Genomic DNA, 18,384 nt, shown 5'->3' with positions numbered 1-18,384 from the left:
ACGCGATGACGAGCGTGCGCGCTAGACCAGCGGATCTAGCGTCGATAGCGCGGCGGATGCCCGTACGGCGCGAGCGAGATCGACCAGCGCAGCCCCATGCTGATCGGCCCACCCGGTCGCGATCTCGCCCAGCGTCTCTCGGTCCTGGAAATCCTTGTGCTCGAGGTATAACGCGGGTGACAGGACTTGCGTGGCGAAGAATGATGCCAAGATCGCTCGCGCCGAATCCGTCGACAGGAAGTGATGCGCGCTGGCGCCAGTGAACGCGATGGCGGCCGCCTTGCCGCGCAGTGGCGCCGTGGTCTCGCCGTGCAGCCCACGCTGCGTATTCTCCAGCACGTCCTTCAGTTGCGCGCTGTACGTAGCCCGGTATACGGGGCTGCCGAAGACCACAGCGTCGGCGCTGTCGATCGCCTCGATCGCTACCGAGCGCTCGGCGCTGGCCAGTTCGATGATTCGGGTTTCGGCGCCTGCTTTCGTTGCGCCGGCGAGAATTCCCGCCACCGCCGCCGTCGTCCGCCCGCCTTCACTCGGACTAGCGACGATCCCGACGACCTTGACGGCGTCGCTCACACGCCCACCGCCAGGCGGTTCTGCGCACCGGCGCGAAGCGCTGGGACGAGGCCCTCACCCCACTCGATGACGTCGTTGAGTGGGTCGAAACCGCGAATCAGGAACTTCGTGACGCCGAGGTCGTAGTACTTCAGCAGCGCTTCGCTGACCTGTTCGACGGTGCCTACCGGCGCGGTGGAGTTGCCCCCTGGGCCAGCGAGTTTGGTCATGCCCATCCATAGCCGCTCGTCGTACACGTCCTGCGCGTGGGCCAATTCTTGTAGGCGTTGCGCCGACACCGCTGCGTTCGACGCCCCCGGCGCCCAGAGTGCCTTGGTGGGCGCATCAGGCACACGCGCCGCGGCGGCGTCGTACAACTCCTGTGCACGCTTCCATGCGCCATCCTCGGTATCGGCGACGATCGGGCGAGTCGAAAGGCTGAACTCGACCGTGCGGCCGTACTTCTCCGCTTCGGCCCGGATCACTGCGATCCGCTCGGCCGTTTGCTCCAGCGGCTCGCCGAAGAGCATGAACACATCGGTGTGTTTGGCGCCGACCTCGACCGCAATCGGCGACTGGCCGCCGAAGTAGATCGGAATGCCCGCCGGCGATGCCGGACGCACGGTGCTGTAGGCCTGGTCGAACTTGTAGAACTCGCCCTCGTAATCGAACGGCTCGGTCGAGTCCAGAGTCTGGCGGAGCACCTGAATGAACTCCGCAGTACGCCGGTAACGCGCTTCCTTGTCGATGTAGTCGCCGTCGCGGCGCTGATCGAAGTCGCTACCACCGGAGATGTGGTGGATCGCCACTCGGCCGCCGCCGGAGAGCTGATCAAGCGTTCCAACCTTGCGGGCCTGAAGCGTGGGGGTAACGAAACCGGGGCGGTGGGCGATGAGCACGCCGAGCTTCTTCGTCTGGTTCAGCACATCGGCGGCCACAGCCATGCCGTCTGGCGAGGTGGAACTGTAGCCGATCAGCACGCGGTCGAAACCGGCCTCATCGTGCGCTTTTGCGAAACGGCGGAGGTAATCGACATCGATACCGTCTTCAGTATCGGCAGCCATCGCCTCCGACTCTTCGCGGGTGCCAACCATTCCGAGTACTTCGATGTTGCTCATTTTGCGATTCCTTCCAGGTGCTTCGAGTCGACTTCGCGGCGAAGTGCGGATCGACGATCAGAATCGACGGGCGCACCGTCGAGATGGGGAGTGCTCGCCAGGAGTAGTTGAGTGTAGAGGTGCGATGGTGCAGCGAAGACCTCGCTCGTCGGCCCGGACTCGACCACGCTGCCGTGGTACAGCACCGCGACTTCGTCGGCGAGGCCTTCTAGCGTGCCGAGGTCGTGCGAGATAAGTAGGATGCCGATCTCGCGCGTGCGGCGCAGATCGTCCAGCAACGTCAGGATGTGGTTGCGGTTCGTAGCATCCAGCGCGCTCGCCGGCTCATCGCAAATCAGCAGCGACGGGTTGGTGATCAACGCCCTGGCGATGCACACGCGCTGCCGCTGACCTCCGGAAAGCTCGGCAGGCTTGCGATCGGCGAGATCTGGATCCAGCCGGACTGCGCGCAGAACCTCGGTCACCCGGTCGGCGATACCCGATTCCTTGGCGATCACCAGCGGTTCGGCAATGCTCTGCCGCGCGGTCATATCGGGATCAAGCGCGCGCAATGGATCCTGGAACACGTACTGCACCGTTCCGGTGCGACGCCACGCCCGTCGTGACCGACCCTTGATCGAAGTGACATTCGAGCCACCGATCGAGAGCTCACCGCGACTGGACTTCGCCAGACCCAGCACGCTGCGCGCGAGCGTGGTCTTACCCGAACCGGTTTCGCCGATGAGTCCGACAATCTGGCCGGTACGCACTTGCAAGTCCACGCCGTTGAGGATTTGTCGCCGCTTGCTTCCGCGACCGAGCGATACGTCCAGATGCGAAACGTCGAGTACGACGTCCCCCGAGGCGGACACCTCTCCGTCGGTGCGGCCGACGACTGTCCGGGCTCCGGCGAGCAACTCGGCCGTGTACTCGTGCTGCGGGTTTGCGATTACGTGTGCGGTCGGTCCCTCTTCGACCTTCAGGCCGTCGCAGAACACCGCCACGCGATCCGTGCGCTCTGCGACCAGTGCCAGGTCGTGCGATACCAGCAGGATCGCCATCCCCTTCTCCACCCGCAACTTCTCCAGCAGGTCGAGGACCTCCGCCTGGACCGTCACGTCGAGTGCCGTAGTCGCTTCATCAGCGATCAGCAACTCCGGCTCTCCGGCGATCGCGACTGCCAGAAGCGCCCGCTGCAACATCCCGCCAGAAAGTTCGAACGGGTGCTGCTTCAGGATTCGGTCTGTATCGCGCAGGCCAACCGAATGGAGTAGTTCCACAGAGCGCGCGTGGATCTCATGGCGGTCCACATCGCTGGTGTGCTTGAGAACTTCGGCGATCTGGCGACCGATCGTCAGCGAGGGGTTCAGGTAAGAGGCCGGATCCTGGAACACCGCACCGACCCGTCGTCCGCGCACGTCCAACCATTGTTTGTCGCTGAATCGCGCCACGTCCTGATCGCCGAGCGTGATGGTGCCGCCGGTGACGCGCGTGGCCCCTGGCAACAGACCTAGAACCGCACGGCAGGTCAGCGTCTTACCGCTGCCGGATTCGCCTACGACGCCGACGATCTCGCCCTTGCCGACCTCGAAGGAGACGCCGTGTACCAGTTCTTTGTCGGCGGTGCCGATGGTGAGGTTGTCGATCCGCAGCAACGGGTCACGGCCGGCCTCTGCGGCGTTGTCACTGTTGGCGTGGGTTTCAGTTAGCGTCGACACGGGCACGCTCCTTCTTCTTGCGCGATGAACGGGTCGTGGGGCTGTCTTCGCGAATGGCGTCCGCGAGGATGTTCAGGGCGCCCACGGTGAGCATGATCAGCGCTGCCGGCCATAGTGGCGCGAACGGCGCGTGGTGCAAGTAGGTCAGGTCGGTGGCAAGCATTCCGCCCCAGGTAGGCGCGGGCGGAGTCACGCCGATTCCTAGGAACTGCAACGACGACACGATCAGCAGTCCGGCGCCGGTCGTGCTCGCCGCGGCGACCGCGATCGGGGTGGTGACTTTGCCCCAGATGTGGGTAAGAACCATCCGGGTCGTCGACGAACCGAACAGTTCGGCCGCCTCGACGTACCCGGCGCGACGAAGGCCGAGAGTCGCCGAGCGCGCGATCCGGAAGAACGTGGGGGTGAACAACACACCGACGGTGATCATCGCCGGCTGCATTCCCCCGCCAGCGAGCCCGGAGACCGCGATCGCGACGATGATGAATGGCAGCGACAGCACCGCATCCATCACTCGCAGCAGAATCCACTCGGCGGTCCGTCCGACGTACACCGATAGCAACCCTGGAAGGGCACCGAGGACAACACCGACTGCCGTGGCCTCGAGCGCACCCAGCACCGAGATTCGGCTTCCTTCCAGCAGCCGCGACAGGGTGTCGCGGCCGAGGTGATCGGTGCCCAACCAGTGTGCGCCGCTGGGTCCCTGCAACACGGCAGTGCTTTGCTGCAGCGGATCGTACGGCGCAATCAGGCCACCGAACGCGACCAGGAATGCGATGAAAGTCAGGACGACCAGCGCGGCCTGCGCCGCGCGGTTACCGCGCACCGAACGTGTAAACGAGCTCATGAGTCCCCCCTCGAGGAACTTGGGCGCAACCGCTCGAGCAGTACGTTGACGGCAGCGTTGCAGATCAGCACGAGCGCCAGAGCCACCAGCAGCACGCCCTGCACGACCGGAACATCACCCTGCATCGCACCGTCTCGGGCCAAATCACCGATGCCGGGCAGCACAAACACTGCCTCGGTGACGACGGCGCCGCCGATCAACCGGGGAATGTGCAGGCCGATCACCGCCAGTGCAGGGCCGGCGGCGTTACGCAGCACGTGACCGAACATGATCCGTCGCGGGGTGAGACCACGCACGACCGCGCCGGTCACGTAGTTCTCCTCCATCGCCGCGACGATGCCGGTGCGCAACTGGCGGGTGATCTCACAAGCAGCGTCCAGGCTCAGCGCGATCGCGGGGAGCACAAGGAAACTTAACCAGGTGCCGAATCCGGCGTCGATCGACATGTAGCCACCCGACGGCATCCAGCCCAGGCCGACCGAGAAGATCACGATAAGCGCGATTCCGGCGACGAACGGCGGCAGCGTGGACAGCGCGCCCGAGACCAAGGTGATGCCGCGGTCGACGGCCGAACGCGGGCGGGTGCCGGCGATCACGCCGGCGAGGCCACCAACCACGATCGCGATCAGTAGCGCGAACCCAGCCAGCGCCAGGCTGACGGGGAGTCGGTCGGCGAGCGAGTCGGTGACCGGGATCCCGGTGAACCAGGAGGTGCCGAGGTCGCCGGTCAGGGCCGAGCCGAGCCAGTCGAAGTACCGCACCAACAGCGGTCGATCGAATCCGACACTGGCGTCGAACGCCGCTATCGCCTCGGGGGTGGCATCGCTGCCGAGCGCGACCGCGCCCGGGCTGCTACCTGCAATCGCCCCCATCGCGAATGTGGCGAAACTGGCTAGCAGCAACACCGTGACCACCGTGCCGAGCCCTTTGGCTGCCGCGATCAAGGTTCTGCTGACCGGCCGCCGTGCGGCCGACGTCGTGTTTTGAACCGTTGCCGTGGTCATGATCCGACCACCTTGACGTCTTCCCAACGATGCGGGCCGATGTACGGCGTGAAGTCCTTCACTCCGGGGCTGATCGCAAAGATGCGCGGCCAGGCGAAGAGGAACACGTTCGGCATCGAAGTCACCGCGGTATCGACTGCGTCGTGCAGTACCTGCTCGTAAGACGGATCGTCCGTCGGCGTGGTCGAGACGGCGTTGATCCCGGCGGAGACTTCTTCCGGAGCGTTACGTCCAAGGTTCATCAACCCGTCCGGGCCGAAGAGCACCTCGAGCGCTTGGGCTGGCGATTCACGACCGGCGAAGTAATCCAGCGCGAGCGGTGCATCCCGCTTGATGTAAATGGTCTGCGACGCCTGGGCGCGGGTGATGGTCTTGATATCGACCTTGATACCGGCTTCGAGCAACTGGGCCTGAATCTGCTCGGCTAGACCGCTGGTGTCGTACGTCGTCAGCGGAATCTCAATACCGTCAGGGTAACCGGCTTCGGCCAGTAACTCCTTGGCCTTCTTTATGTCATGCGGGTACAGATCAGCAATATCTGGGTTGTAGCCGATGTGACCTTCGGGGAATGGTTGCACGGTCGGCTCGCCGTACCCGAATGCAGAGGTGTCGATCAGCGCCTGCCGATCGAGCGCATAGTTGATCGCTTCCATCACTTTCGGGTCGTCGAACGGCGCGACCGTGTTGTTGACATCGAGGGTGCGCACGGTCAGCGCGGGGTTCACCTCGACGTCGAACCCGGCAGCCTCGGCGGCCTCGACCTGCGAGGGCGGGATTTCTACGACGTCGTACTGCCCTGACTGCAAACCCGCGACGATGACGGCAGCGTCCGCCGGCTCCTTGTGCGTGATCGAGTCGATAAAGATGTGATCGGCGTTCCAGTAGCCATCGAACTTCTTCAGTTCGGCCTCTGAGCCCGGGGTGTACGACGTCACTTCGAACGGCCCGCTACCCACCGGCTGCGTTGCTAACGCCTCCGCGTCGGCCTCGAAAGCGGTCGGGCTCACCAGGAAACCGGTCAGGCCGGACAGTAGGTCCGGGATCTGATAGTCCGGTCGGCTCAGGTTCAGCTGAACCTCCGTCGGCGACAGCACGTCGATGCTCTCGATCACTTCTAGCTGGGCTCGTTTGGTTGAGTACTCAGCGTCCCGGCCCCGTTCCAAGCTCGCCTTGACCGCAGCGGCGTCGAGAACAGTTCCGTCCTGGAAGGTTTGATCCGGCCGCAAAGTGAACGTTACGGCTGTGCCGTCATCGTTGTATTCCCACGATTCGGCAGCGTCAGGAACGGCTTTACCCGCTGGGTCGAGCTTGGTCAGACCCGAGTACACCATCGACAGCGCGTGTACGTCGGTACCCGCGGTGGACGAGACCGGATCCCAGGACGTGGGCAGAACCCACCCCCAGTTCAGGTGTCCCGGCGTCGAGCTTGTCGCACCAGCGACACCACAGGCGCTCACCAATGCCACGACGGCAGTGACAAGCGCGAGCACTTTGAGTTTGAAGCGATTCATTCGCTAGGTATTCCTTGAGAACTTTAGGCTGACCAGGAAAGTGGGACAGCGCGCAGAAGTAACAGATCGCGAGCCGCGGTTGCGCGGCGGCGGGTTTAACTGCGGTGGCGACGGAATGAGTCTCAGATCCGCACGAATCAATCGCGGAGGTCAGGACTCCATCGTCGCATCCAGCCCCTCAACAGGGCCTGGATACTAGCGGCAACAGGTGCAGGTGCAGGTGCGCATGAAGTCGATCGTGCGACGCACGGTCAACGCGGGCTGCTTGGGCATGGGCGGAGCGTACGAAGACTTCGTCATGACTCAACACCCTTCTGCAACGGGGCAACCGTGTTGCCGTGATTAACCATCAAAGCGTACCAAGCGGTACAGATTTGAACCAGTCTGACCGCCGGTTGTGACCGACTCCATGCAGCGCCTAGACCCGGAACGTACCGAGATACCCAAAAGCCATCTCGATCGAGTGAGTCAACGCATCGACGTCACGCCGCAGCCGACCCAGCAAAAGTCCGCCCTGGATCGCCGCCATCAGTGACTTCGACATCGTCTCGGGATCGACGTCCACGCGCAGTTCTCCGCGCGCCTGTATCCGAGCGAACGCGGCGGTCATATGCGAGCGCCATTCCTCGAACGCCGCCACCAATACCGGGCGTAATGCCTCATCGTTGTCCAACTCGCCGGCGAACTTGCCCAGTCGACATCCCAGCGGCCCAGATTCTGTGGCGTGCCGCGCGAGGAACGCGTCACGCCACTGCTCGAGGCCGCGCCACGTCCGTACCGAATCGAACGTCGGCTCGGTGGCCAGCACGTTCTCGAGCTGGCGCTCGATGACCGCACGAATGAGCTCCTGCTTGCCCCCGAAGTAGTGGTACAGCTGGGACTTCCCAGCTCCGCCGCGGTCAAGCACTTCGTCGAGACTGGACTGAAAGATTCCGTTCGCGTGCATCACTTCGGTCGCTGCATCGACAATCGCCTCGCGACGCCGACGCCCGCGGGCCGTCGTAGGCAATGCTGCGGGCTGGTCCGTAACGTCATCGGCGAGACCGAGCGATTCAAGCATACGGCGACTTTATCGCGTTTCTGTACCGAGAGGTCCAACGGCTTCGGGTGTCGCCCATCCGTAGATCCGATCCGGGATGACATTGAGCGAGCACTCAGTCTAACCTGCAGGTACTGGATTCATAGCACTGCGAACTAAGGAACAACGGAGGATTCATGAAGCTCGACAGCAGCGTTTCGGCGGTCGTCACCGGCGGCGCGTCCGGTCTCGCACGGGCCAGCGCCACCGCACTCGCGGAACAGGGCGTCAAGGTCGCGATTTTCGACATGAACGAGGAAGGCGGCAAAGCCGTCGCAGCCGAGATCGGCGCAACCTTCCACAAGGTGAACGTCACCGATGAGCAGAGCGTCATCGATGGCTTTGAGGAAGCGCGCGCAGCGAACGGCCAGGAGCGCATTCTGGTGCACTGCGCACAGACCTCCCGCGGCGGCAAGACCCTCTCCAAGAACCGCGAGACCGGCGAGCTCACCCGCTTCTCCACCGAGGACTACGCCTACTCGGCCAACGGGATCTTGGTCGCGTCATACCGACTGGCCTCGCTTGCCGCGCTCGGCATGGCGTCGCTGGAGCCGCTTGAGGACGGCGAGCGCGGCTGCATCACGCTGACCGGTTCGGTCGCTGCTCAGGATGCTCAGATCGGCCAGATCGCTTACGGCTCGAACAAGGCGGGCGTCGCTGGTCTGGCGTTGCCGCTGGCTCGCGACCTGATGAACTTCGGCATCCGCGCCAACACGATCCTGCCGGGCATCTTCGCCACCCCGCCGATGCTCGCCGTCGGCGATCGCGCACCCGAGGTCTTCGCCAACCTGGAGAAGTCGGTGCCGTTCCCGAAGCGTTTGGGCAACCCGAAGGAGTTCGCATCCTTCGTTCTCGAGCTCAACCGCAACGTCTACTTCAATGGTCAGGTCGTCCGACTCGACGGCGCGATCCGGATGCCCCCGAAGTAGTCCGGCAACCGGCGATCAACACTTTCATTGGAGTATTGGTATGAGCAACTTCCCGCTGCCCAACAACAGCGCGGACCTCACCGGCGACGTCGCCTTCGTCACCGGTGCGAGTTCCGGACTAGGCCGTCGGTTCGCCCAGACGCTGGCTGCCGCCGGCGCGACCGTCGTCGCGACAGCGCGCCGCAAGGATCGCCTCGACGAATTGGTCGCTGACATTAAGGGCGCCGGCGGCAACGCTGTCGCAATCGAGATGGATGCCACCAACACCGACTCGATTTTCGCCGCGTATCAGGCCGCGGTCGACGCCGTCGGCACGCCGACCATTCTGGTCAACAACGCAGGTATTCCGGACGCGCAGTACGTCACGAAGATGCCGGTCGAACTCATCGACGCCGTCTTTGACACGAACCTGCGCGCGCCGTTCATTCTGGCCGCCGAGTTCGCTCGCCGGCTGATCGCGGAGAAGCGCGGCGGACGCATCGTGAACATCTCCTCGATGGGCGCGTTCCGCTACAACGGCAACGGCGCGGCGCTGTATTCGATCACCAAGGCCGGCATCGTTCGGATGACCGAAGCACTGTCGGCCGAGTGGGCGAAGTTCAACATCAACGTGAACGGCATCGCACCCGGCATGTTCGCCAGCGAGATGATGGACGGCATGCTCGAGCGCCAGGGCGACCTGGCGGCCGCGACACCGCGCAAGCGGATCGCCCAGCCGCCGCAGATGGACAGCACCTTGCTGTTCCTGGTCTCCCCTGCTTCGGAGGCTGTCACTGGGACCATCGTGAAGATCGACGACGGTCAAGGCGCCAAGTAACGCCCTGTTCCGCCCATGAGGGGGTGTACGCCGACTCCGGCGCACACCCCCTCATCGCGTCATGTGTGTGACTCGCGTATCGATCGCGCGCGACCGCTCGATCAGCTCGGCTAATGCGGCCTGGAAATCGTCACGTCGCTGCTGACTCCAACCAACCGTCAGTTCGTCGAACACTCGTTCCTGCCATTCGTGCGCCTGACGGATGACGGTGCGCCCCTTTGGTGTGACCGTCGCCTCGCGTCCGCGCCCATCTGACGGCGCCTTGGTCATCGTCACGTAGCCCGCATCGGCTGCGTTTCTCATCAAACGAGAGGCCACGCTCTGGTCAACGCCGATCTCATCGGCGACGGCGTTCACGCTCGCACGCTCGCCACGGCTGAGCAGCCCCGCCACCGACTCGGTCGCGAGGACCAACCGTCCCTGTTCGGCGACAGACCGATCGCCCGACCTGGCGCGCCGCGACCAGTACCGAACGAAGCCGAACAAGACCTCACCGGGACCCGGAGCGTTCATTCTGTCGCGGCCATCTCGCGGCAGACGTACGCCAACTCCAGCGCTGAGCGCAGATCCGGCAACCGTAGGGCGGCCGTGACCTTCGCACCTGTCACCCGAAACACCGTCGCGACGCGCGTCGGCGCTTGGTTCTGCGGCCAAGCGGCGTCTTGTTCAACGACCATCAGTCGGTCACTGATCGGATGCCACGACCGGGGTATCAGTTGAATACCTGATCGCTGAACCCACTCAGCGAACTGACTCGCCGAAATCGGCCCTGCACCTTTCGGTCCGAGTACGACAACCGGGTCTGAAACTGACGTCGCCGACCATTGCAGATCACCGGAGTTCACGGCCTCGTGCCACTCGTTGATGGCCTCTTCCAATGCGTTATCCACGATCGCAACTGTATGCGATCTGCATATAACTGTCACAGCATCGCTTGCCCAATCGCGACGCAAGGACCGTGGGGTGGTTAAGTCTTAGCCGGCGGCGTCGTTTCACGCGGAAATCCGTCGCGGTCCACTTTGATCGCGGCCGCCATGGCAAGAACGGCGAGGACAGCCACCGCCATGACGAGGAACGCGATTCTGTCGGCACCCGTGATGACCGTGCCCGCGCTTGCCACAGCGACACCGATCGCACCGCCGAACTGCTTTGCGGTATTCATCAGGCCGGACGCCGCACCAGCGTGCTCGGGTCGGACCCCTGCGGTGACGAGCGTGGCCAATGGTGTGTTCACCAAGCCACCGCCGATGCCGACAACGACGGTAGGCACCAGGACGGTGATGGCCAAGGCTCCCTCGTCGAAGGCTGCGAGCCAGATCAAGCCCGGGACCGCAATCGCCGCACCTGCCGCAACTAGCGATCGGGGTGCGCGCCGCTTCATCAGGCGCGGCGTGACCCACAAGTTCACAACCAGCATGATCACTGTCAGTGGGACGAAGGCGACACCGGCTTGCGTCGGCGAGAAGTCGAATCGGGTCTGAAACCGATAGGTCAGGAAGTACCACAGAGCGATCTGGAAGCATGCGCCAGTCAACGCCGTCGCGATGTTTCCCAGGACGATGACCCGATCGCCGACGAGATCATCCGGTACAAGTTTTTCGAGCGTTCGGCGCTGCTGCATGACCAACAGGACGAACAGCACGACCGCCACCGATCCTGCCGCAATCGCAGCCGCACTCAGGGTGGGTTCACCGGCCACGGACAGCGCATAAGTGGCACACGCGAACGCAGCGGACGTCAATATTGCGCCGATCAAGTCGATGCGACCCGAGGCACGTCGATCGACTGCTCGCCGATGAAGCACAAACGCGGAGATGATGACGCCGGCACCGATGGGCAGGTTGATCAGTAGCGTGGCACGCCACGAAATGAACTCGGTGAGAATCCCGCTGGCGATGTTGCCCAGCCCGCCACCAGCCAGGCTCACTGCGGTCCAGATTGCGATGGCCCGCGTACGCTCGGTCCCCTGGGAGTAGGTAATCGTCAACAGGGTAAACGTCGCCGGAGACACCGCAGCGGCCGCGATGCCCTGCGCAGCACGGGCCGAGATGAGTACCCACCCCTCCGTCGCCAGGCCCCCGACCAGGCTCGCCAAGGCGAAGGCGAAGACGCTCCAGGCGAGCAACCTGGCGACCCCCACAACGTCCGCCAGGCGCGCTCCCACGAGGAGCAATCCGGCAAATCCGAGGCTGTAGGCCATCGCCACCCACGACGCAGAGACCCGCCCTAGCCCGAGGTCTACTTGGATCGAGGGCAAGGCCACGTTTACCACGGACACATCCAGCACGACGATCAGCTGGGCCAGACACGACGCACACAAAGCGAGTCGTTGCGACGGAGATGGCATACCCCTCCTTGATACGCACGTATCAGTTGATACGAATGTATCATCGTTACGGCGAGGGGGGTCGTATGTCGGAACAGGAACGCAGAGCGCAGATCATGGAAGCCGTAGAGCGGCTTCTAGCCCGCGGCGGGATCAACGCCGTCACCATGAGAGCCGTGGCCGCGGAAGCAGACGTGTCACTCAGACTCGTCCAGTACTACGGCAACACGAAAGACGAACTTCTCAGCGCGACTCTCGAGCGCCTGGCCGAGAAGAGCGTCCAACGGTGGCGGGCTCGCGTCCAACACGAGGGCAGCAAGGCGCCACTTGACGTGATCAAGCTGTTTTTCGACGAGGCGTTGCCGACCGATACAGTCAGCGAGGACTTCCATCGCCTAGGAGTTTCCCTAGAGGCACTGTCGATCTCGGATCCAGGGGTCGCCGGCCAGGCATATCAGTCCCACCTGAGCGGGCTCGCAGATGAACTTGCCGACATCCTGCGGCCCGATCTCACCGCAACCATCGCGCGCCGACTCGCACTTGAGGTGATGGGACTAGCGCATGGGGTCGCGTCGCTATTGATGGCGCGACAGCTATCTGAGCGTGACGCGCTGGCGCTCATCAAGAGTTATCTCGCGCGACTCGAACCTCTGCTGTCCACATAGTTTCGAACCGCTCGACGGCGATCACCGGAGGTGTACTCCAGGACGGGAGTTACAACTAATGCATCATGATTCGAACATGTGTACGATGAGATCAGTACTTTGAACCGTGGATTCGCTGAGGGAGGTTGGTCGTGTTGGAGTCGCATCACGCGCGGTACGTCTCCGCGGACGTGCTGGCCATCAGCGCCAGCCACGATCGGTCTTCACCCCTGGCTGGTGCGGCTGAATCGCTCGCTTCGGAAATCGGTTCGGCACTCGACCAGATGGCGGCGGCTGTTGATGCGTTGATCGCGGTCGGCGACCGCGGCGACTTCGGCGCCCTTGGCCCCGAGGGACTGATCGCGCTCGCTCGGGAGCTCGAGTCTCAGCAGGCCCGATGCATCATCATCGAAAGCCACCTGTACGAAGCCGGGCTACTCGAAGAACTCGGCAAGTACACGTGCACATCCAGCACCGCGCACGCCTTCGCACAACTGCTGCGGATCCGGCCCGCAGAAGCGCGCGCACGCGCCCGCCGCGCCGACCACATACTTCCCACCAACTCCTTCAGCGCCGGCGAAGGCTCACCCAACCTGCCCACGCTCGCGGCAGCAGTACGCGCCGGAGAACTCTCTCGCGACCAAGTCGACATCATCAGCACCGCCATGCGCCGCCTACGCACCAACGCCGACCTCGAACCTGCCGACCGCACCACAGCAGAACAGACACTCGTGCACCACGCCCACGGCATGGGCACCAACGACCTACACCGCGTCGCACAAAAAATCGACGACGTCCTCGCCCCCGACGGGCGCCTCCCCCGAGGTCACCTCGCGCACGCGCGACGCGCAATCAACATCAGCACCGAACGCGCCGACGGCACGTACCGCATTCACGGCTTTCTCACCCGAGAGTTAAAAGCCCGCTTCGAGGCAGCCATCGGCCCCTATAGCGCACCACACCCCGCCGAAGACCGCACCCGCGACACCCGCAGCTATGAACAACGCACCCACGACGGACTCAACGAAGCCCTGCAATACCTACTGGCCACCGCCGGCGGTGTACCGGCCACCGGAGGCACTCCCGCCACCGTGCACCTGACCGTCAACCTCAACGACCTACTCACCGCCCTCCACGCGAACAACGACCCCAGCCACGACACACACGACTGGGCAGCGATCGGCACCATCTCCGGCGGCGACCGGATCACCATCAACGACCTCACACACCTCGCGCACGAAGCAATGCTGATCCCCACGTGGATCACCGACACCGGTGGCATCGTAGCGTTCGGGCGCACCCGTCGCATCGCGACCGAGAATCAGACTCACGCACTCATCGCCCGAGACCACGGCTGCTCATTCCCGACCTGCCAAGCCACCCCCGACCGCTGCGAACGACACCACATAAAACCCTGGTGGAACGGCGGCACCACAGACCTCAACAACCTCACCCTCATGTGCCGACACCATCACCGACACTTCGAAGAATCCGGATGGCGCGCACACATCATCAACGGCCTACCCTGGTGGATCCCACCACCATGGATCGATCCCCACCAACGCCCCGTCCTCAACACGCGGATCGCAATACCCGATCACCATCAGATCGAACACGCGACCACGCAATCGCGCGCCGCGCTCAGCACCACACCCCCGGCAACAAACAACGACGAGGCCGAAGGACTAGACCCCGCCGACGAACTCATCGCCCTGCTCGCAGCCCACATACCCAACCCTCACGAACGCGCAGCCTTCACGCGCACCACCAGACTGCTCGACGACTACACCAACGCCGCGTACAGCAACGCCGACCCCACACTCGCCGACCACACAGCTGCGTAGTGCGGCACGGCGCCGAACGGGAGCAGCACCCGTGTCGCGCGCCATACTCCCGATGTCCGAAGTCAGATACGGGCCTCACACGGCACGGATTACAGTTCCGTTCAGCCGTTCATGCTGCCTATCCACGCCCGCTGGAGCCTTGTTGACTGAGTCATCGCTGACCACCACGCCTACCGACACACACCCGTTGTCGCGCCGCGCCAGCCGCCTCGCGCATCGAGTCGCTACAGGCGGCTGGGCGCTCAAGCAACGGCTACCGAAATGGGCGCGATCGCGGGCCGCTGCCCGTACGGGCATGGTGCTTGTGGCGTTGGCCGCACTCAACATCACGGCGCACCTGTTCGACCTGGACGCGAAGATCGTGATTCCGCTCGGCGCGGCACTGCTGGCTGCCGCCGCCTGGGCCAGCGGGCTACGTAGTCGAGCGCTCGGCGTACATCGCGACCACGCACGGCACGGTTTGCGGGTAGCACTGTGGTGCGCCGGAATCACCGCAGCGGTCCTAGCGATCGCGCTGCTGATCCCGCAAACTGCCCAGTTCTTCCATGACAACAGGTACGCCGATGCCTCGGACGTCGCGATGGCGGCTCTCATCCTGATCCCGCTCACCACGGTGATCCCCGAGGAACTCGCCTTCCGCGGAGTCCTCGACGGCGCCCTGACCGAGCACCTTGGTGAGCGCGGCGCCTACATCGTCGGGGCGCTCGCGTTCGGTGCGTGGCACGTGCTCACCACGGGCGCGATGACCTCTGGCAACACCGGGCTCGCCACCCTGCTCGGGACCGGTCCGCTGGCGCAGGTCGTCAGCATCCTCGGTGTCGTCGCCGCCACCTCGGTTGCCGGCCTCGGGTTCATCTGGTTGCGCCGACGTACCGGATCGCTGCTGGCGCCGATGGGTATGCACTGGGCGCTCAATGGGCTCGCCGCGATCGCGACCCGCATCGCGACCCACCCACCGTTCTAGGCTCCTGAAACCGCCATCGTTGCAGGGGCGCTAGTCGCCTATCTGCGCTGGATCACACAACGCAGGATCCAGCGGTCGTATCTCCGCACACACCGCCATCTCCACCTTCGAATAATCCTCAGTCGGATCCTGACCCAGGACCGCGGCCCACGCCGGAACCAGTTCCTCGTGATAAACGTGCCCATGACCTGAATCGACGTTCGTAGCGACCGCCATATCGGCGCTGATCTGCAGCAAGGTCGCTATCGGAGTGAACGAGACTTGGCCCGTGACATCGGCGCCCGGAGGCTCATCGATCCAGTCCGGAGAATTGAACAGGAGATCCATGCTCCACCACACCACCGGATCTGATGGATGCTGCAGGTACAGCACACGCGGCTCCAGCCACGGCCCCAACGGGCGTCCGTACTGGTCGGCAACGAGTTCAGCTTGCCGGGCCGCGAACCGAAAGTGTCGGCCGTTATCGATGACTGGGTTGACCTCTGTCGACCCAGGCATCCGTTCGGCGGTGAGCGCGGAATGCAGCGGCGTGAACCCCGGCGTACCTGACCACACTGCGCCGTCCACTCCGGCGAGCTGAGCCTGCGGCGTGGAGAATGTTGATTGACCACCAAAGGCGCCCAACGACTCCCCACCGAGATACAACTTCGGACGCGAATCCTCGGGGAGGTCATCCAACTTGTCGGCGACGGCCGAATACAACAACTGCCCAGCTAACTGCGGCGTCTGTGTATCTGTCAGCAACGCTAATGCCGACGGGAAGCGCGAATACTGCATCGCGGCGATCGCCGTATCCCCTCCTTCCAAATACTCGAAGGCGGCCGCATGCCATTCGTTGACCCACCCCGTTCCCGTGGTCGTGTAGACCAGAATCGCGGCGCGATCGAACGCCCCCGTCCGCTCGAGCTCACCAACGACGTCGTCCGCGACCGCGGAGAGCAGGTCGGCATCAACTGATTGATCCGAGTCGTAATCCCCCAGTCCGGCGTACGCGCGGATCGGCTCGATCGCAGGTTCGCCAGTAACCTCCGAGATCTCGGCTGCCGTCGGCCCGCGGGAAACGAATTGCGCGCCTTCGGTGCCCAGCGACGCCCACGACTCGTTGGAGCCCGGCCCACCGCTACGCAACGAAGAGGTGGGGGCGCTGACGCCCTCCGGAGGTGATCCGTCGCGCTGTTCGGCTACCTGGATGATGTTCACCAGCACCAACCGGTCGACCAGCACAACGGCGAGCACCAGAACGACAAGCGTTGCCAAACTCCGGGATACCGCCGCAGGGAGCAGTCGGCGCCCGAGCGTGTCAGCGCGCAGCACGGCCCAGTGAATCCCGCGATAAATCGTCATGATCACCAGGAACACGAGCGACGTCATCAGCAAACTGCCGAGCACGTAATCAGCGCCCGGCTCCGGAGCGCCGACCAGCGCGGCACTCTCGCGTTGCCAACCGAGGCTAATCGCTTGGGCGCTCAGGTACACCGCGGCCGTGAGCAGAAACCAGCCGATGGACAGCACTCGCTTGGCTCCGGGCGAAATCGAGTACTGAAAGTCGATGGCGCCGGCGATACGTCGCACGATCCATTCGACGAGGACGCCGAGCGGATAGAACAACGTCAGCACCAATCCGCTGATGATGCCCTGCATAACCCAGGGCCTCGGCAGGATCGACGGCGAGAGCGACGCGAACAGGCCTAGGAGCGCGGCGATGATCCCGCCGGTCGACAGTCCCCCGAAACTGGACTGCTCAAAACGCAGCACCGCGTCGCCGGCCTTACGTAGCAGCGCCCTCATTCGGGCAACGCATGCAACAAAGGGACCAACTGCTCGGCCTCGGTCAAGGAGCCATGCTGTCCGTCGAGTTTCGCCAGTAGCGGTTCGGCGCGCGAACGCACAACCGCCGACGTTCCGCGCATCGCCACGACGACATCACCGATGCGGCCCCGCACCGCCGGTGTAGATGGACCGAACCAACCTTCAGCCAACGCCTCCTGGCGCGAGAGCACCCACGCACGTTCACCCAGAGTGGCGCGCCACGCGGCGAGAACATCCACAGCGGCACCGGGCTCGGCGTACACGTGCCGTGAGCGAGGATCTCCGCCGAGAGCGCTCACCCCAGCGCGCAATTCAGGGAGGACATCCGCATCGAGGCGATCGTCGATAGTGACCATTCCGTGGTCGCCGGTAATGAGCAGCTGCGCATCGGTCGGCAACGATGTCGCGATCTGTTCGGCGAGCAGATCAACCATCCGCAACTGCGCGCGCCATGGGGCCGATCCCGGGCCATGCACGTGACCCATCAGGTCGAGATCGGCGTGGTACGCGTAGCACAGACGACGGCCCGTGCCGTGAAGCGCGGCGTGCACGTCGGCGACGACGTCACCGATGGCCAGGGTGCCGCGATAGGTGGTGCCACGCAATGCGGCGCGGGTCAAGCCCGACCCTGCGAACGTTCGCGGCGCCACCGCGTACGTCTCAATGCCGTGCTCACTAGCGTATTGCCACATCGTTTGTTCGCACTGTACGGCTTCGGGAACGAGTTGCTCCCGCAGATCCACATGGCCCTTCTCGCCATGCCGACTCCACGTGAGCGTGTCCAGCATCGTGCCGTCATCGGCGCGCATCGCGATCCCGACGACTCCGTGCGTGCCGGGTGTGCGACCAGTGCCAAGCGTGGTGAGCCCGATCGACGTACTCGATGGGAATCCAACCGTGAGCGGGCCGATATCGCGCAGCGAACTCAGGAACGGCGCGTCGGCGGCGTTCTCCCGCAATAACTGCGCTCCGAGACCATCAACGAGCAGGACGGCGATCGCGCGCGACGGCGGTACGACGATTGCCGATTTCCCTTCCCGAACCGGGACTCCGAGCGCACTGAGCACCGCGGGCATCACTTCGGCAAGGGAGCGATCGCCATACCGGGGCAACAACGGGCTCATGGCAACTAATCTAGCGATCGGTTCAGCCCTTTGGCACCAGGCGTACGGCGAGCCGGTAACGTCGCGAGGGATTCGGCGTGACGAAACCCGCCGACATATGACCACCCTGATGCACTACCG

The 18,384-nt window shown here is 64.1% G+C and carries 17 protein-coding genes; 5 read left to right on the top strand and 12 right to left on the bottom strand.

Annotated elements, in window-relative coordinates; all coding sequences use genetic code 11:
• Positions 1–21: 21 nt before the first annotated feature.
• From E1H16_RS16635 to E1H16_RS16605, 7 genes are all read right to left on the bottom strand, one after another.
• Positions 22–573 carry an NAD(P)H-dependent oxidoreductase gene (locus tag E1H16_RS16635; RefSeq protein ID WP_134325043.1) on the bottom strand — a complete coding sequence of 184 codons (552 nt, stop codon included), beginning with the start codon at positions 571–573 and terminating at the stop codon, positions 22–24.
• Positions 570–1,670, bottom strand: a complete 1,101-nt coding sequence (locus E1H16_RS16630) for an LLM class flavin-dependent oxidoreductase (protein ID WP_208379115.1) — start codon at positions 1,668–1,670, stop codon at positions 570–572. Before E1H16_RS16630 ends, E1H16_RS16635 begins: the two co-directional genes overlap by 4 nt.
• Positions 1,667–3,367 carry a nickel ABC transporter ATP-binding protein NikE gene (gene nikE, locus E1H16_RS16625; RefSeq protein ID WP_166741816.1) on the bottom strand — a complete coding sequence of 567 codons (1,701 nt, stop codon included), beginning with the start codon at positions 3,365–3,367 and terminating at the stop codon, positions 1,667–1,669. Before nikE ends, E1H16_RS16630 begins: the two co-directional genes overlap by 4 nt.
• Positions 3,351–4,214: an ABC transporter permease gene (locus E1H16_RS16620; protein ID WP_134325041.1), complete on the bottom strand. Its 864-nt coding sequence runs from the start codon at positions 4,212–4,214 to the stop codon at positions 3,351–3,353. Before E1H16_RS16620 ends, nikE begins: the two co-directional genes overlap by 17 nt.
• Positions 4,211–5,218: an ABC transporter permease gene (locus E1H16_RS16615; protein ID WP_134325040.1), complete on the bottom strand. Its 1,008-nt coding sequence runs from the start codon at positions 5,216–5,218 to the stop codon at positions 4,211–4,213. The genes E1H16_RS16620 and E1H16_RS16615 overlap by 4 nt, the downstream gene beginning before the upstream one ends.
• On the bottom strand, positions 5,215–6,729 hold the full coding sequence (locus E1H16_RS16610; RefSeq protein ID WP_134325039.1) for an ABC transporter substrate-binding protein: 1,515 nt from the start codon (positions 6,727–6,729) through the stop codon (positions 5,215–5,217). Before E1H16_RS16610 ends, E1H16_RS16615 begins: the two co-directional genes overlap by 4 nt.
• A 418-nt stretch (positions 6,730–7,147) precedes the next feature.
• On the bottom strand, positions 7,148–7,789 hold the full coding sequence (locus E1H16_RS16605) for a TetR/AcrR family transcriptional regulator (protein WP_134325038.1): 642 nt from the start codon (positions 7,787–7,789) through the stop codon (positions 7,148–7,150).
• 155 nt (positions 7,790–7,944) lie between these two features.
• Between E1H16_RS16605 and E1H16_RS16600 the strand changes: the two genes are divergently transcribed.
• Both E1H16_RS16600 and E1H16_RS16595 read left to right on the top strand, forming a co-directional pair.
• Positions 7,945–8,736, top strand: coding sequence for an SDR family oxidoreductase (locus tag E1H16_RS16600; protein WP_134325037.1), 792 nt, complete (start codon positions 7,945–7,947; stop codon positions 8,734–8,736).
• Positions 8,737–8,776: 40 nt separating this feature from the next.
• The gene (locus tag E1H16_RS16595; RefSeq protein WP_134325036.1) at positions 8,777–9,553 is read left to right on the top strand and encodes an SDR family NAD(P)-dependent oxidoreductase; all 777 of its coding nucleotides are present in this window, start codon (positions 8,777–8,779) and stop codon (positions 9,551–9,553) included.
• A 51-nt stretch (positions 9,554–9,604) separates the two neighbouring features.
• Here the strand turns inward: E1H16_RS16595 and E1H16_RS16590 are convergent, their stop codons facing one another.
• From E1H16_RS16590 to E1H16_RS16580, 3 genes are all read right to left on the bottom strand, one after another.
• Positions 9,605–10,066 (bottom strand): MarR family winged helix-turn-helix transcriptional regulator, encoded by a 462-nt coding sequence (locus tag E1H16_RS16590; protein ID WP_134325035.1) that lies wholly within the window; start codon positions 10,064–10,066, stop codon positions 9,605–9,607.
• Positions 10,063–10,443 carry a hypothetical protein gene (locus E1H16_RS16585; RefSeq protein WP_134325034.1) on the bottom strand — a complete coding sequence of 127 codons (381 nt, stop codon included), beginning with the start codon at positions 10,441–10,443 and terminating at the stop codon, positions 10,063–10,065. Before E1H16_RS16585 ends, E1H16_RS16590 begins: the two co-directional genes overlap by 4 nt.
• Before the next feature lie 77 nt (positions 10,444–10,520).
• Positions 10,521–11,900: an MFS transporter gene (locus tag E1H16_RS16580; protein WP_134325033.1), complete on the bottom strand. Its 1,380-nt coding sequence runs from the start codon at positions 11,898–11,900 to the stop codon at positions 10,521–10,523.
• A gap of 65 nt (positions 11,901–11,965) precedes the next feature.
• Here E1H16_RS16580 and E1H16_RS16575 point away from each other — a divergent pair, with 65 nt between their 5' ends.
• The 3 genes from E1H16_RS16575 (at position 11,966) to E1H16_RS16565 (ending at position 15,331) form a co-directional block, all read left to right on the top strand.
• Entirely contained in the window at positions 11,966–12,544 is a 579-nt protein-coding gene (locus E1H16_RS16575; RefSeq protein ID WP_134325032.1) for a TetR/AcrR family transcriptional regulator, read from the top strand.
• Between the two features lie 131 nt (positions 12,545–12,675).
• Positions 12,676–14,367, top strand: coding sequence for an HNH endonuclease signature motif containing protein (locus tag E1H16_RS16570; protein ID WP_134325031.1), 1,692 nt, complete (start codon positions 12,676–12,678; stop codon positions 14,365–14,367).
• A gap of 142 nt (positions 14,368–14,509) precedes the next feature.
• The gene (locus E1H16_RS16565) at positions 14,510–15,331 is read left to right on the top strand and encodes a CPBP family intramembrane glutamic endopeptidase (protein WP_166741815.1); all 822 of its coding nucleotides are present in this window, start codon (positions 14,510–14,512) and stop codon (positions 15,329–15,331) included.
• 30 nt (positions 15,332–15,361) lie between these two features.
• Here E1H16_RS16565 and E1H16_RS16560 read toward each other — a convergent pair whose 3' ends face one another.
• Together E1H16_RS16560 and E1H16_RS16555 are read right to left on the bottom strand one after the other, a co-directional pair.
• The gene (locus E1H16_RS16560) at positions 15,362–17,119 is read right to left on the bottom strand and encodes an alpha/beta hydrolase (protein WP_134325029.1); all 1,758 of its coding nucleotides are present in this window, start codon (positions 17,117–17,119) and stop codon (positions 15,362–15,364) included.
• Complete coding sequence (locus tag E1H16_RS16555; protein ID WP_134325028.1) at positions 17,116–18,264, bottom strand: alkaline phosphatase family protein; 1,149 nt, start codon at positions 18,262–18,264, stop codon at positions 17,116–17,118. Before E1H16_RS16555 ends, E1H16_RS16560 begins: the two co-directional genes overlap by 4 nt.
• Positions 18,265–18,384 lie beyond the last annotated feature (120 nt).

Origin of the sequence: Cumulibacter soli (assembly GCF_004382795.1) — a bacterium.
Classification (GTDB): Bacteria; Actinomycetota; Actinomycetes; order Mycobacteriales; family Antricoccaceae; genus Cumulibacter; species Cumulibacter soli.
Note: the sequence above shows the minus strand (reverse complement) of the source record. Positions and strands in the feature narration are given on the sequence as shown.